This is a genomic window from Kitasatospora griseola (genome assembly GCF_014648555.1).
Lineage (GTDB): Bacteria > Actinomycetota > Actinomycetes > Streptomycetales > Streptomycetaceae > Kitasatospora > Kitasatospora griseola.
The window spans coordinates 388,237-402,380 of record NZ_BMRI01000001.1; the positions used below are offsets into that span (position 1 = coordinate 388,237).

The window sequence follows — 14,144 nt, forward strand, 5'->3', positions numbered from 1 at the left end:
ACCGTCCCGGGTCGCGGAGAGCCAGGTGCGCGGCCGCTTCCCCACATAGCCCTTGCGGGCCCGCAGGTAGCCGGTCGCCTCCAGGCTCGCCGCGGTCTTGCTGAGCACCGAGTCCGAGACCTGGCAGTAGTCACGGACCACGGAGAACTCCGCTTCCTGGCACCCGCTGAGGAAGGCCAGGACGGTGAGCTTGGTCGGCTGGTGAAGAACCGGGTCGAGCCCGTTCACTGCGCGTCGCTCATGCTCTGCTCCTTGACGTGGCGGTTGATCAGGACGATGGCGGCCCACAGCGTCAGGCCGCCGCCCGCGCCGACGGCCGCTCCGACCCAGCCCTGGTCTCCGGTGGCGAACCAGGCGACGAGGCCGGACAGCGCCGCCACCAGAACAACGGCACCGAGCGCCCGCACGGCGTGCGGCGGGAAGCCGCGCTCGACGAGCCCGGCGACACCGCGGGCGCGGATTGCTATCCGCACTATCGAGGCCTGCACCAGCACCAGCCCGAGCGGGCACAGCAGTATCAGCCACTGGGCCTGACGCTCGAAGGACTGCCCGAGCGCTGCCCCGTAGGCAGCGAGCGAGAGACCCACGCCCGGCCCGTACCACCAGGGCAGCGGTTGTGGCCGCCGGGCCGCGGCCTCGGCCCGCCCGGCGATGGCGAGCGCCTCGGCGGGCGTGAGGGTGCCTCCGGGCGGGATCCCTTCGGCGTCTCCGTGCGTGAACTGCCTGTCCTCAGCCATCGAACCCCCGAGCAGTGCGCGTCGGACCCGGCCCACTGCCGGATCAAGTGCTGTCACTCTGGCACATACTTTCCGCGATGGAAAGTAATTTTCCGACGGACCGTCAGTAGTGAGGTCAACAGCGCGAATCGATCTCCTGGAAGGAGGCGTAGTGATCGGCCGTCCAGTACTGCTCACCGGCGCCGCCGGTCACGACCCGCCGGGTGCCGCGGTCGTCCGACCCCGGGGTGACCACGGTGAACTCGTGGTAGTAACCGCTGCTCTGGCGGGGCAGCCGGCTCTCCCGGTTCTCGAAGACGATGCCGTCCGAGCGGTACGGGTAGGGCCCGCCCTTGGCGATCAGTCCGAGGGTGTCGAGGGCCTGCGAGGGCAGCTTGCTGCGGCAGACGTCGGCCAGCGCGGTGCTGGTGGGCACCCAGGTCGGCAGGTCGGTGGGCGACTTCGCCGGGGCGGACGGCTTGGGCGCGCCCGTGGTGCCGCTCCGGGTCGCCGTGGCGGCAGGCGCGGGCGGGGACTTCACGGCGCTCGGGCTGCCGGTGTCACCCCCGCCGTCCAGCAGGGCGACCACTGTGGCGACGAGGCCGGCGACTACCAGGACGATGAGGCTGATCAGGCGATTGCGGCTGCTCATGGCCTCAAGCTTGCCGTACCGCCTCACCCGAACGGCGCAAGCCGGCGCGTACCCGGGCGAGCGTCGCGTCCGGCACCCGTCGATCGGAGAGTGTCGGCGCCGGGCTGCGGGACGTGGTGGATCGGTTCCGGAGAAATGCCGCCGGGGCGGGGACGGACGCCATTGTCCGTTCCCGCCCCGGCTGCTCCGTACGGCGGCTCTCCTGCGCCGAGCTCCGCCGTACGCCCCTCCGGTGTGGAGGGGTGCGGTCAGTGATCCGCGCTGCTTCGTGTCAGCGCGAGTCGCTTCCCGCCGTCTCGATGGCGGCGCGGCCTGCCTCCAGGCGCGCCACCGGAATCCGGAAGGGGGAGCAGGATACGTAGTCCAGCCCCACCTCGTGGAAGAAGTGGACCGAGTCGGGGTCGCCGCCGTGCTCGCCGCAGACGCCGAGCTTCAGGTCGGGGCGGGTGGCCCGGCCGGCCTGCGCGGCGCTCCGGACCAGCGAGCCGACGCCGTCACGGTCGATGGTCTCGAACGGGCTGACGCCGAAGATGCCCTTCTCCAGGTAGGCGGTGAAGAACGAGGCCTCGACGTCGTCGCGGGAGAAGCCCCACACGGTCTGGGTCAGGTCGTTGGTGCCGAAGGAGAAGAAGTCCGCGGCCTCGGCGATCTGCCCGGCCGTGACGGCGGCGCGCGGCAGCTCGATCATGGTGCCGAGCTTGATGTCGAGGTTGACGCCGGTGGAGGCGCAGACCTCGGCGAGCACCCGCTCGCACTCGTCGCGGACCAGCTCCAGCTCCTGGACGGTGCCGACCAGCGGGATCATCACCTCGGGGCGCGGGTCGCCGCCGGCCAGCTTGCGCTCGGCCGCGGCCTCGGCGATCGCCCGGACCTGCATCCCGAACAGGCCGGGGATGACCAGGCCGAGGCGGACGCCGCGCAGGCCCAGCATCGGGTTGGCCTCGTGCAGGCGGTGGACGGCCTGGAGCAGGCGCAGGTCGTTCTCGTTCGGGTCCTTGCGGGCCTCGGCGAGGGCGACGCGCACCGACAGCTCGGTGAAGTCGGGCAGGAACTCGTGCAGCGGCGGGTCGAGCAGCCGGACCGTCACCGGAAGCCCGTCCATCGACTGGAAGAGCTCCAGGAAGTCGCCCTTCTGCAGCGGCAGCAGGCTGGACAGCGCGGCCTCGCGGTCCTTGTCGTTGTCCGCCAGGATCAGGTGCTCGACCTCCTTGCGGCGCTCCTCACCGAGGAACATGTGCTCGGTGCGGCACAGGCCGATGCCCTGGGCGCCGTACCGGCGGGCGCGGTTCGCGTCCTCGGCGTTGTCGGCGTTGGCACGGACCGCGAGACGACGGCGGCCGTCGGCGTGCGACATCAGCCGGTGCACGGCCTGGACCAGCCCGCCCTGCACGTCGGCGCCGGCGTGCAGGGTGCCCTCGAAGTACTCGACCACCGGGGACGGCAGCACCGGGACCTCGCCCAGGTACACCTTGCCGTTGGCGCCGTCGATGGACACCACGTCGCCCTCGTGGACGACCTGGCCGTCGGAGGTGGTGAACCGGCGGTTCTTGGTGTCGACCTCCAGCTCCTCGGCGCCGCAGACACAGGTCTTGCCCATGCCGCGGGCGACCACGGCCGCGTGCGAGGTCTTGCCGCCGCGCGACGTGAGGATGCCCTCGGCGGCGATCATGCCTTCCAGGTCGTCGGGGTTGGTCTCGCGACGGACCAGGATGACCTTCTCGCCGGAGCGCGACCACTTCACCGCGGTGTAGGAGTCGAAGACCACCTTGCCGACCGCCGCACCGGGCGAGGCCGCGATGCCGTAGGCGACCGGCCGGGTCTCGGAGGTGGGGGCGAAGCGCGGGAACATCAGCTGGGCGAGCTGCCCGCCGGTGACCCGGTGCAGCGCTTCGTCCAGGTCGATCAGGCCCTGGTCGACCAGCTGGACGGCGATCCGGAACGCGGCAGCGGCGGTGCGCTTGCCGACCCGGGTCTGCAGCATCCAGAGCTTGCCGCGCTCGATGGTGAACTCGATGTCGCACAGGTCCCGGTAGTGGTTCTCCAGGGTCTGCATGATGGACATCAGCTGGTCGTACGACTTCTTGTCGAGCTGCTCCAGGTCGGCCAGCTGGAGGGTGTTGCGGATGCCCGCCACCACGTCCTCGCCCTGGGCGTTCTGCAGGTAGTCGCCGTAGACGCCCTGGGTGCCGGTGGAGGGGTCGCGGGTGAAGGCGACGCCGGTGCCGGAGTCCTCGCCAAGGTTGCCGAAGACCATCGTGCAGATGTTGACGGCGGTGCCCAGGTCGTTCGGGATGCGCTCCTGGCGGCGGTACAGGCGGGCCCGGTCGCCGTTCCAGGAGTGGAAGACCGCGTGGATCGCCAGGTCCAGCTGCTCGCGCGGCTCCTGCGGGAACTCGCGGCCGGTCTCCCGGAGCACGATCGCCTTGAAGGTCTCGACCAGCTTCTTGAGGTCCTCGGCGGTGAGGTCCAGATCGTTGACGGTGCCCTTGGCGTGCTTGGCCTCGTCCAGCGCCTCTTCGAACAGCTCGCCGTCGACGCCCAGCACGGTCTTGCCGAACATCTGGACCAAGCGGCGGTAGGAGTCCCACGCGAAGCGCTCGTTGCCGGACTGGGCGGCGAGCCCAGTCACCGAGGCGTCGGAGAGGCCGATGTTCAGGACGGTGTCCATCATGCCGGGCATGGAGAACTTGGCACCGGACCGCACCGAGACCAACAGCGGGTTGTCCGCCTGGCCGAGCCGCTTGCCCATCTGGGCCTCGAGGGCGACCAGGTGGCCGGTGATCTCCTCGTTCAGCGAGCCCGGCTCGGTGCCGGTCTCCAGGAACACCTTGCAGGCGTCGGTGGTGATGGTGAACCCCGGAGGGACGGGGAGGCCCAGGTTGGTCATCTCGGCGAGGTTCGCACCCTTCCCGCCGAGAAGATCCTTGAGGTCCTTGTTTCCTTCGGTGAAGGAGTAAACAAACTTCTGCTGCGCCGCCACGGGTCGTTCTCCTCGCACACGGTTGCCCTGACGCCGGAGAACATACCCATTTCGAAGGCTGTTTAGGGGAGCGAATAGGTCGTACGAGCTGCGAAGCGGGCCGTTGACCAGCAGATCGAATGCCCGGCAGGACGATTGCCTGCGTTGCCGAAATCGTCCGGGTGACGCTTGCGCGCCTTCAAGAAGTGAAGACATCGCCACGCGAAGCTCATACGAACCGGACACACAGTGACGGCATCCGCCCCACCGCGTTTCCCCGGCTTGATTTCCTGCAACCAGCCACCGCCATCCGCCGCAGGACCCGTTCGGGAAGCAATCCAGACTTGTACAGCTTGGCGAAGTCCGCTGACTGGCCGTCACTCGCCACGATATGTGGCCAGCGTCACGGGCGCATCTCAGCTGTCAAGCTGAGCATCCCTACGCCCGCCGTCGCTTTCTGTTGACACACCCATTGCCCTGCGTTGCGGAATTTCGCCTTCGAGGAGCCCTACTGTCCATCTTGGACAACTCCCCTGGGCCGGTTCGGCCAGGCTTCCACCGAGGCAATTTTTGCCAGGCCGTACAGGTCAGCCGCCGGAGGTGTCCGATTCGGCGTCTTCGCTGAGTCGAGCGCATTCGTACGGATCGTCCAACCAGCCCTCGGGCAGGACCACCCGGTTGTTGCCGCTGGTACGGCCTCGCGGGCCGTCGGCGCCGAGCGGCCAGCTCTGCTCCTGGTCGACCAGCGCGAGGGTCTCGTCGAGTTCGGAGAGCGAGCTGGAATTGGCGAGCTTCACCCGCAGTTCGGAGCCGACCGAGAATCCCTTGGTGTACCAGGCGACGTGCTTGCGGAAGTCGATGACACCGCGGGCCTCGTCACCGAGCCACTCCCCCAGCAGCTGGGCGTGCCGGACCATGGCACGGGCCACGTACGCGAAGGTGGGGCGGGCGTAGTCGACGTCGCCCTCGAAGATCGACACCAGGTCCCTGAACAGCCACGGGCGGCCGAGGCAGCCGCGGCCGACCACCACGCCGTCACAGCCGGTCTCGCGCATCATCCGCACCGCGTCATCGGCGGACCAGATGTCTCCGTTGCCGAGCACCGGGATGCCCGCCGGCACGGACTCGCGCAGCCGGGCGATGGCCGACCAGTCGGCGGTGCCGCCGTAGTGCTGGGCGGCGGTACGGCCGTGCAGGGCGATCGCGGCCACGCCCTCCTCGGCACCGATCCGGCCGGCGTCGAGATAGGTCAGGTGGTCGTCGTCGATGCCCTTGCGCATCTTCATGGTGACCGGAAGGTCACCCGCGTTGCCGACCGCCTGGCGCAGGATGTCACGCAGCAGGTTGCGCTTGTACGGCAGCGCCGAGCCACCGCCCTTGCGGGTCACCTTGGGGACGGGGCAGCCGAAGTTGAGGTCGATGTGATCGGCGAGGCCCTCCTCGGAGATCATCCGCGCCGCCTTGCCGACGGTCTCCGGGTCCACGCCGTACAGCTGGATCGAGCGGGGCTTCTCACTCGGGTCGAACTTGATCAGCTGCATGGTCTTGGCGTTGCGCTCGACCAGCGCCCGGGTGGTGATCATCTCTGAGACGTACAGGCCACGGCCACCGCTCTGCTCCCGGCACAGGGTGCGGAACGGGGCATTGGTGATGCCGGCCATCGGGGCCAGCACCACCGGCGGCCACACCTGCATCGGCCCGATGTTCAGCGGGGCGAACTCCGGCGCTTCGGGTGCTGCCGGAGTTGCCTGGGCGGAGTCGGGCGTGATGGTCATGCGCGGCAGATCCTCAAACGGGTAGGGCCCCAACGGCGGGAGTTCCGGACTCTCCATTCTCCCCCACCGGACGAGCGGGCCGCCCGACCCTGTTGGACAGCCCCGCTCGGGCTCGGACGATCGGACTCGGACGATCAGAAGCGGTCGGTCGGAAGCGGCCGGGATGGAAGCAGGCCTGGAGCAGGGTCCACCGTGCCGGCACCGGCGGGGCACCCGGTCAGTGGTGGTCGCCCATCCGGTTGATGGTGACGGCGCCGGAGGCGGTGACGACGTCGAGCACCCTTGACGAGGACGAGTTCGGCAGGGACTGATCGATCACTTGGTCGCCCCCTGCGTTGCTGAGGTCGATCCGGTACTGGCTGCGATCGTCGGGGACTTGCAGCACGAGGTTGCCGGAGGCCAGCCGGGCCGTCACCGAGGTCGGCGGCCGGTCGTACTGCAGGGTGACCTGGCCGGAGGAGGAGAACGCTCTGGTCTCCGTCGATGTCAGCCCGGTGCCGATGATCTGACCGGAGCCGCTCTTGGCCCAGATGGCACCGCTGACCCGGCTCAGTTCGATCTGCCCGGAACCGGTCTCCGCCGAGGTGTCCCCGGAGATGTCGAGTATCTCCGTCCGTCCGGAACCGCTGCGGGATTTGACCGCCGTCGCCGCCGGGGCCTGTATCTCCAGGACGACGGCGCAGCCGAACAGCCGGCTCGCAGCCAGACAGTCGACGGACACCGACAGCGTGTCCCCTTCGATCTGCTCGTTCACGGTGGGCTTGCGCAGGGACCAGCCCACGCGCTCGGTGACGATCACCCGATCGGTGCCGCCGGCCCGCACTGTGACCAGGGCCGGCCCGGAGTCGATGTCGAGCCGGTCGATCGCTTCGAAGTACGACCGCTCCCGGACAGTGTCCTGCTGGACCAGCGCGGCACCGGTGGTGGCGGCGCCGCCCACCAGGGCGCAGGCAAGTACCAGCACCCCGATGACTCGCCAGACGCGGCGCTCGCCCGGACGCAGCCCGGCAGCCGGGACGTCCGGACCGGGTGTCGGCAGCCACCGGGCGAGGCGGCCCTCATCGGCCGGGTGCGGCTTCGAAACCGGCCCCGGGCCCGGCCCGCGCCCAGGCCTCGGCTCCGGTTCCGGCTCCGGCTCCGGCTCCGGCTCCGGCTCCGACCCTGCGGCGGATCGTCGGGTCATTGGCTGATCTCCAGGAACCGGAGCACCGCGAGGACCCGCCGATGCGTGTCCTCGGCGGGCGGGAGGTCGAGCTTCGTGAGGATGGAGTTGATGTGCTTGGAGACCGCGCTGTCGCTGACCACCAGGGACTCGGCGATCGCCGTGTTGGAGCGTCCTTCGGCCATCAGCGCCAGTACGTCCCGCTCGCGGGGCGTCAGCCGGTGCAGCGGATCGCGGTCGCGGCGCAGCAACAGCTGGGCGACCACTTCGGGGTCGAGGGCGGTGCCGCCCTCGGCCACTCGCTGGAGTGCCTCCACGAACTCGTCGACGTTGGCGACCCGCTGCTTGAGCAGGTAGCCGACGCCGCTGGTGTTCTTGGCCAGCAGATCGGCCGCGTAGCGCTCCTCGACGAACTGGGAGAGCAGCACGACCGCGGTGTCCGGCCACTGCTGGCGGATCATCAGCGCGGCGCGGACTCCCTCGTCGGTGAATCCGGGTGGCATCCGGACATCCGCGACGACGATCTGCGGGCGGTGCTCCTCGACCGCGGCGAGCAATGCCTCAGCGTCCTCGACGGCCGCGGCCACCTCGTAGCCTTCGCTCTCCAGCACCTTGACGATGCCGATCCTCAGCAGGACGGAGTCCTCGGCGATCACAGCTCGCATGGCAGCTCCATGGTGATAGTGGTGGGGCCCCCACGGGGGCTGGTGATGGCAAGTGATCCGTCCACGGACGCGGCGCGCTTGCGCAGGCCGACGAGCCCGGTGCCGCGGGTGGCATCCGCGCCGCCGATGCCGTCGTCGGCGATGGTGATGAGCAGCCGGCCGGCGGCCTGGCGCAGGACGAGGTCGACCCGGGAGGCCTTGGCATGCTTGGCGGCGTTGGCCAGCGCCTCGGAGACCGTGAAGTACGCGACCGCCTCCACGGTGGGGGCTATCCGGCCCGGCAGGTCGACCGCGAGGTGCACGGGAACGGGGCTGCGCGCGGCGACGCCGGAGAGGGCCGCATCGAGCCCGCGGTCCTCCAGTACGGCGGGGTGCAGGCCCCGGACCAGGTCGTGCAGTTCCTTGATGGCGGCCTGGGCCTCTTCGTGGGCGGTGACGATGACCTCCATCGCCTCGGGTGGGATGTCCTTGAGGGTGCGCCGGGCGAGGCCGAGGTTCATGGCGAGCGAGACCAGTCGTTGCTGTGCGCCGTCGTGCAAGTCCCGTTCGATCCGGCGGCGTTCGGCGTCGGCGGCGTCCACCACGTCCACCCGGCTCTGGGCGAGGTGTTCGACGCGGCGTTCCAGCACCTCCGCGCGGTTGGGGCCGAGCAGGGCGCGGACCGTCCAGAGGTCGAGCGCGGCGAGCAGGGCGACCAGCCATGGGGTCAGGAACAGCAGGAGGAGGCCGCCGAGGGTGATCACCGCCCCCTCGATCGTCCAGCCGGCTCCGGACCGCACCGGGTTGCCCATCGGAAGCAGCCAGACCCAGCCGAAGAAGCTGAGCAGCACGAGGGAGGTGCCCCAGAGGCCGAGGACGAGAGCGGCGCAGAACGTCTGGAGCGGCGCCACGAGGAAGTGGTGGGTGGCCTGACGCCACGTCAACCCCGCGCGAAGACGGGGCAGCCAGCCTGCGCCCGGCGGCAGTCGGCCGGGGATCTCCAGGCCGCGCAGGGTGCGGACCCGGCTGCGCTGGACAGTGGTCGACAGGTCGAGCAGGACCACCAGCAGGAGCAGCCCGACCAGCAGTGACGTCCCCGGCAGGCTGAGGACGATGATGCAGGGCAGGCCCAGCGGGAGGCCGGCTGCCAGGAACAGCGAATCCCGTCGAGTGCCCGCGGACCATGGCGCGCGCTCCCGGACAGCACGGAGCGCCGCGGGGACGACCGCGCCGGGGTCGGCCGCCCGGACGGGCCGCGACTGGATCTTCGACTGGAACATGCGGCACAGCGTAGGGCCGCGCCGATCTCGGCTTCCATGGCCCGGGCCTCCGTCTTTGGGGTGTACCTGGCTACACCCCAAAGACGGAGCCGCACGCTACCGACAAGATCGTTGCACCACAGGATTCTTGACGGCATGACGAATACGAACCTGATGCGTTGTGGCCGCAGCCCGCTCGGTGTCGCCGGTGGCGCCGCCCTGGAGTTCCCGCCGGCCGGTCCCGAACTCATCGACGGTGCGGGCCAGATGGGCCTGCTCGCCGCAGTCGGCCCCTGGTCGGTGCGCCTGCGCGCCGGCCGCCGCCCGGCCATGGAGGTGTACGAGTACGGCGAGTTGCTCGACGTGGTGGTCGAGTCCTCGCTCGGTGACGCCCAGTTGCGCGGCGCGCGGCGCGGCCGGGCCGGTGGACCGGACGAAGGGTCGGTCTCGTGCGCGTGGGGCCGATGGCCACCGGGCGCCGCACCCCGGCCGGTGCTCTTCCGCGCCGGCGGGCTGCGCCGCCGCGCGGTGCCGGCCGATGTCGTGCGGACGGCAGGGCGCTTCTGGTTCGCCTCGGCCGCCGGCGACTTCCGCTGGGCCCTGGTCTGCGGGCTGTCGGGCCACGCGGAGCGCCCGGAGTCGGGGAGGGCGGCATGAGCGCGTTCGCTTCGGCCCTCGTCCGAGCCAGCGGCGTGCGTCCGGTCCGACCCGAGGGCCTGGGCCTGCGGTTCCGGCCGGTGTGGGTGGAGTTGCTGCTCCTGAGCTGCGGGGTGGTCCTGCTGCCCTGGGCGGCGCTGCTGGCCACCCTGCCGGGCGGGTCGACCTGGGCCGTGCTCGACGTGGTCGAGTCGGCGGCGCTGTCGGCCAGCGCCATCCTGCTTCGGCAGGGCCGGCGGCCGCGCTGGACGGCCTGGACGGCTGCCGTGCTGCTGGTCGCCGATGCCGGCTGCGACGTGGCGACGGCGGCACCCGGGCCCGAGCTGGTGGCGGCCCTGCTGATGGCCGTCTGTGCGGAGCTTCCGCTCGCTGCCCTGTGCTGTTCGGTGGCGCTCGGACGGTCCGGCCCGGGTTCGGGCGGTTCGCCGTCCGCACCTCGGCGCCCGGTCAGCGGTCAGCGGGCACTGGCCAGTTGGTGGAGCCGGTCCCGGGTGTCCTGGTCGTGGGGCACGTACCCGACCAGCCGAGTGCCGCTCCTGGGGCCCAGCCACAGGTTCGTGTACTCGAAGCGCAGCAGGCCGACCTCGGGCAGCACGAACTGCTTGAACCCGTTGACCATCCCCGCCACCTCGTGGCGTTCCCAGGCCTCTTCGAAGTCCGGGGAGACCTTGCGCAGCCGACCGACCAGCGTCTTCCAGGCGGGTTCCGCCGCGTGGTCGGCCATCACGGTCCGGAAGCGCGCCACCACCCCTGCTCTGGCGGCCGCCAGGTCCGCCAGGTTCCTCGCGATTGGAGTGTCAGTGAAGATCATCCACATGATGTTGCGATCCTCTTCGGGGATCGTGTCCAAGTCCCCGACGAGCCAGGTGTACGCCCGGTTGTACGCGAGGATGTCGAACCGGCTGCTGATCACCACGGCCGGGAACGGGTCGAGTTGGTCGACCACGGCCCGGATCGCCGAGGAGACGGTGGAGCATTCCTTCACCGGCGTCGGGTCCTCGGCACCGGCCAGCGCGAACAGGTGCGACCGCTCGGTGCGATCGAGCAGCAGAGCCCGGGCCACCGCGTCCAGGACTTGGACCGACACCTGGATGTCCCGCCCCTGTTCCAGCCACGTGTACCAGGTGACCCCGACCGCGGCGAGACCGGCGACCTCCTCGCGGCGCAGCCCCGGGGTGCGACGGCGTCCGACGGCAGGCAGGCCGACCTGTTCGGGCGAGATGCGTTCCCGGCGGCTCCGCAAGAACGTGGCCAGTTCGTGCCGCCTGTCGTCGGCGGAGGTGTGAAGGTCCGTGGAGATAGCCATGGCACCAGGGTGGACCACCACAGATCCTGTTGCCAGGCACTGCTTATACCTGGATAAACACCGCCTGGTACCAGGCTGAGAGGAGCCTCATCGTAGTACCCGTGACTCAGCAGACATTGCTACCGCAGATCTCGTCGCCGGCCCGGCCCGCGGCACCCGGACTGGGCGCCGCCGGCCTGATCATCGTCCTTCTGGGCGCCTTCCTTCCGCTGCTTGACTTCTTCATAGTGAATGTCGCGCTGCCGACCATCGACCACGATCTGGTCGCCGGCCCCGCCGTCCTGGAACTCGTGGCGGCGGGCTACGGCATCGCCTTCGCCGTCCTGCTCGTCCTGGGCGGGCGGCTGGGCGACGCCTTCGGCCGACGGCGGCTGTTCATCGCCGGAGCCTCCGCCTTCACCGTCACCTCACTCGCCTGCGGTGTCGCCCCCACCGCATGGACCCTGGTTGCCGCCCGGGTCACCCAGGGAGCCTCCGCCGCTCTGCTGCTCCCCCAGGTCCTCGCCACCATCACCGCCACCACCAGCGGTCAGCAGCGCGCTCGAGCCCTCGGCATCTACGGAGCCGTCGGCGGCATCTCGGTGGTGATCGGCCAGGTCCTCGGCGGGTTCCTGGTCTCGGCGGACCTCTTCGGCACCGGCTGGCGCGCCGTGTTCCTGCTGAACGTCCCCTTCGCGCTGCTCACCGCGGTCCTGGCGGCGCGTCATGTCCCGGAGAGCCGGGCGGAACGGGCCGCCGGCGTGGACCTTCCCGGCACCCTGCTGCTCACGGCAGCTCTGCTGGCACTGTTCGTTCCCCTGATGGAGGGCCGGGCCCTCGGCTGGCCGCTCTGGACCTGGGTGTCCCTGGCGGCGTTCCCCGTCCTCGCCGCAACATTCCTGGCGGTGGAGCGACGGGCCGAGCGGGAAGGGCGGGTTCCTCTCGTCCCGCTCTCGCTCCTGCGGATTCCGGAGATGCGGCGCGGCCTCGGCGTGGCCGTGCCCTACTTCACCGGATTCGGCGGCTTCATGTTCGTGATCGCCCTGCTGCTGCAGGACGGGCTGCACCGGGGCCCGGTCGCCGCAGGCTGGGCCCTGGTGCCGATGGCGGTCGGCTACTTCGGTGCCTCGCTGGCCGGGCCGCGGTTGGTCGGCCGCTTCGGCAGCCGGGTCATCACAGGCGGCGCAGTGATCCAGGGCCTCGGCCTGATCACTCTGATCGCCACCGCACTCGGCGACTGGTCGCACTTCTCCCCGCTCCGGATGCTGCCCGGCGTGGCACTCGCCGGCATCGGACAGGGCCTGGTGAGCATGCCCCTGTTCCGGGTGGTGCTCTCCCGGGTTCCCGCCGAACGCGCGGGGGTCGGCAGCGGGGTGCTGGCGACCACTCAGCAGTCCAGCCTGGCCCTGGGAGTGGCCACGCTCGGGACTCTCTTCATCGCCATGGCCCCCACCCTGGGAATGGCGAACGCGCTGGCCCTGGTGCTCGGCATCCAGGCGCTCGGTTCCCTCGTCATCTGCTGGCTGAGCATCCGCCTGCCGCGCTCGGTCGGCTGATGCCCGCACCCCGCCGAGCCGGGATCGGAGCGAACACCGGGCCCACGACGGGCCGAACCGGCGGAGGCCGTGGCCCGCGAATAATGCCGGGCCCGGCCGCCGCGGCGGTGCAAGGATGGCGCTATGGCGAATCCGACCATCCTTACGAGCGACGCACGGACCCGAGAGCAGCTGGTGGCCGCGATCGAGTCCGGGAGCAGCCCCAAGTACCTGTTCTTCTGGCGCCACCAGCCGCCGGGGAACGGACAGATCGGGGCCGGTGTCTTCAGCCAGTGGACCCCGTCGCCGTTCACCGTCGACGGAGTCGAGTACCTCACCGCCGAGCACTGGATGATGGCCGGCAAGGCACGGCTGTTCGGCGACGAGGAGAGCGTCCCGCGCATCCTCCGGGCCCGGACGCCCGCCGAGGCACAGAAGTTGGGCCGCCTGGTCAAGGACTTCGACCAGGACGCCTGGGAGGCGCACCGCTTCGAACTGGTGGTGACAGGCAACATCGCCAAGTTCGGACAGGACGAACGGCTTCGCGACTACCTGCTCCGCACCGGGACGCGTGTCCTGGTGGAGGCCAGCCCACTCGACCGGATCTGGGGCATCGGGCTGGCGGCCGACAGCGAGCAGGCGAATTCGCCGTCGCAGTGGCGCGGGCTGAACCTGCTCGGTTTCGCACTGATGGAAGCGCGGGCCCGACTGGCGAACTGACGTCTCATCAGCCATTCTCCACAGCTGCGAATAGTGGCCCCTATCCCCGCAAGTGGGGCGAGTCGGACGGCAGTTGACGGCCGTCCGCAAAACTCGTCGGCCTCCGGGCGCATCGCCACTCGCATTTCCGTCTCGAAAACGTTATGACTTACTCCCGTAACGTGGCCGCCGTACGGCAGCACCAGGATGGCCACCAGTCGTAGTGGCGGGGGCCAATCGGGGGACCCCGTGGAAAGGCCAGGGCGGGGCGCGATGACCGTAGGCGATCGGGGGCCGGAGTCGGCCGATGTCCAGACACTCAGAGCCGAGCTGGACGAACTGCTCAGGGCACGGCAGTTCGCCGCACAGCGCGAACGCAGGCTCAGCGAAGCACTCCGGGCCGGCCACGAATCCGACCACGCCCCCGGGTCCGGCCGCCCGTCCCGCCAGCCCGACCCCGAACTGCTCCGGCAACTTTCCCAGGCCCAGAACCTTCGCGAAGGCCTCGGTGCACGCTGCCTCGAACTGAGTGACCGGCTGCTGGCGGCAGAAGACCGCCTGCTGGCCGGCCGGTCGTTCGCCGAGCCGCCCCGCCACCCGGACCATGTCCCGACAGGCTCCGCAGAGCAGCAGCGCACGAACGCCCCTTCGGGCTGGGGCGCCTCTCCGATCCCCCAACAGCGGCCGCATTCGCCCGCCGCCCGCTTCGACGCGAACCACCCCGGGACGCCCGTCGGACGCGGCGTGCCCGCCGGACGACCGGGCCCGGGGGCCGCCGCTCCGACCGCGGGGACCGTTCCG

General features: G+C 70.6%; 12 protein-coding genes. 3 read left to right on the forward strand and 9 right to left on the reverse strand.

The features are described from left to right. From IEZ12_RS37560 to IEZ12_RS01770, 8 genes are all read right to left on the reverse strand, one after another. A partial coding sequence (locus IEZ12_RS37560) for a transcriptional regulator (RefSeq protein WP_229847142.1) occupies nucleotides 1–228 on the reverse strand: 228 nt, incomplete at its 3' end. Next, nucleotides 225–737: a hypothetical protein gene (locus IEZ12_RS01740; protein ID WP_189270410.1), complete on the reverse strand. Its 513-nt coding sequence runs from the start codon at nucleotides 735–737 to the stop codon at nucleotides 225–227. The genes IEZ12_RS01740 and IEZ12_RS37560, both read right to left, overlap by 4 nt. A 115-nt stretch (nucleotides 738–852) precedes the next feature. Beyond that, nucleotides 853–1,368, reverse strand: coding sequence for a ribonuclease (locus tag IEZ12_RS01745; protein WP_189270411.1), 516 nt, complete (start codon nucleotides 1,366–1,368; stop codon nucleotides 853–855). 271 nt (nucleotides 1,369–1,639) lie between these two features. After that, nucleotides 1,640–4,348, reverse strand: a complete 2,709-nt coding sequence (gene ppdK / locus IEZ12_RS01750) for a pyruvate, phosphate dikinase (protein WP_229847143.1) — start codon at nucleotides 4,346–4,348, stop codon at nucleotides 1,640–1,642. 566 nt (nucleotides 4,349–4,914) lie between these two features. Continuing rightward, nucleotides 4,915–6,021 carry a tRNA dihydrouridine synthase DusB gene (gene dusB / locus IEZ12_RS01755; RefSeq protein WP_189270526.1) on the reverse strand — a complete coding sequence of 369 codons (1,107 nt, stop codon included), beginning with the start codon at nucleotides 6,019–6,021 and terminating at the stop codon, nucleotides 4,915–4,917. Nucleotides 6,022–6,319: 298 nt separating this feature from the next. After that, nucleotides 6,320–7,066, reverse strand: a complete 747-nt coding sequence (locus IEZ12_RS01760; RefSeq protein ID WP_189270413.1) for a DUF4097 family beta strand repeat-containing protein — start codon at nucleotides 7,064–7,066, stop codon at nucleotides 6,320–6,322. A 215-nt stretch (nucleotides 7,067–7,281) separates the two neighbouring features. Beyond that, nucleotides 7,282–7,929 carry a response regulator transcription factor gene (locus IEZ12_RS01765; RefSeq protein ID WP_043913889.1) on the reverse strand — a complete coding sequence of 216 codons (648 nt, stop codon included), beginning with the start codon at nucleotides 7,927–7,929 and terminating at the stop codon, nucleotides 7,282–7,284. Then, on the reverse strand, nucleotides 7,917–9,188 hold the full coding sequence (locus IEZ12_RS01770) for a sensor histidine kinase (RefSeq protein ID WP_189270414.1): 1,272 nt from the start codon (nucleotides 9,186–9,188) through the stop codon (nucleotides 7,917–7,919). The genes IEZ12_RS01765 and IEZ12_RS01770 overlap by 13 nt, the downstream gene beginning before the upstream one ends. A gap of 135 nt (nucleotides 9,189–9,323) precedes the next feature. Between IEZ12_RS01770 and IEZ12_RS01775 the strand changes: the two genes are divergently transcribed. Further along, nucleotides 9,324–9,824: a hypothetical protein gene (locus tag IEZ12_RS01775; RefSeq protein ID WP_189270415.1), complete on the forward strand. Its 501-nt coding sequence runs from the start codon at nucleotides 9,324–9,326 to the stop codon at nucleotides 9,822–9,824. A 454-nt stretch (nucleotides 9,825–10,278) separates the two neighbouring features. Here the strand turns inward: IEZ12_RS01775 and IEZ12_RS01780 are convergent, their stop codons facing one another. Beyond that, a complete protein-coding gene (locus IEZ12_RS01780) occupies nucleotides 10,279–11,130 on the reverse strand; it encodes a helix-turn-helix transcriptional regulator (RefSeq protein WP_189270416.1) in 852 nt (283 codons plus the stop codon). A gap of 101 nt (nucleotides 11,131–11,231) precedes the next feature. Here IEZ12_RS01780 and IEZ12_RS01785 point away from each other — a divergent pair, with 101 nt between their 5' ends. Next, on the forward strand, nucleotides 11,232–12,665 hold the full coding sequence (locus tag IEZ12_RS01785) for an MFS transporter (RefSeq protein ID WP_189270417.1): 1,434 nt from the start codon (nucleotides 11,232–11,234) through the stop codon (nucleotides 12,663–12,665). Nucleotides 12,666–12,788: 123 nt separating this feature from the next. Next, nucleotides 12,789–13,364, forward strand: a complete 576-nt coding sequence (ybiA, locus tag IEZ12_RS01790) for a riboflavin biosynthesis intermediates N-glycosidase (RefSeq protein ID WP_189270418.1) — start codon at nucleotides 12,789–12,791, stop codon at nucleotides 13,362–13,364. The last annotated feature ends 780 nt before the right edge of the window (nucleotides 13,365–14,144 follow it).

What these genes read in the sequence shown, in the direction of transcription:
- IEZ12_RS01740 (WP_189270410.1), bottom strand. Translation starts at nt 737, where the DNA reads ATGGCTGAGGACAGGCAGTTCACGCACGGAGACGCCGAAGGGATCCCG.
- IEZ12_RS01745 (WP_189270411.1), bottom strand. Translation starts at nt 1,368, where the DNA reads ATGAGCAGCCGCAATCGCCTGATCAGCCTCATCGTCCTGGTAGTCGCC.
- dusB (WP_189270526.1), bottom strand. Translation starts at nt 6,021, where the DNA reads ATGCAGGTGTGGCCGCCGGTGGTGCTGGCCCCGATGGCCGGCATCACC.
- IEZ12_RS01765 (WP_043913889.1), bottom strand. Translation starts at nt 7,929, where the DNA reads ATGCGAGCTGTGATCGCCGAGGACTCCGTCCTGCTGAGGATCGGCATC.
- IEZ12_RS01770 (WP_189270414.1), bottom strand. Translation starts at nt 9,188, where the DNA reads ATGTTCCAGTCGAAGATCCAGTCGCGGCCCGTCCGGGCGGCCGACCCC.
- IEZ12_RS01775 (WP_189270415.1), top strand. Translation starts at nt 9,324, where the DNA reads ATGACGAATACGAACCTGATGCGTTGTGGCCGCAGCCCGCTCGGTGTC.
- IEZ12_RS01780 (WP_189270416.1), bottom strand. Translation starts at nt 11,130, where the DNA reads ATGGCTATCTCCACGGACCTTCACACCTCCGCCGACGACAGGCGGCAC.
- ybiA (WP_189270418.1), top strand. Translation starts at nt 12,789, where the DNA reads ATGGCGAATCCGACCATCCTTACGAGCGACGCACGGACCCGAGAGCAG.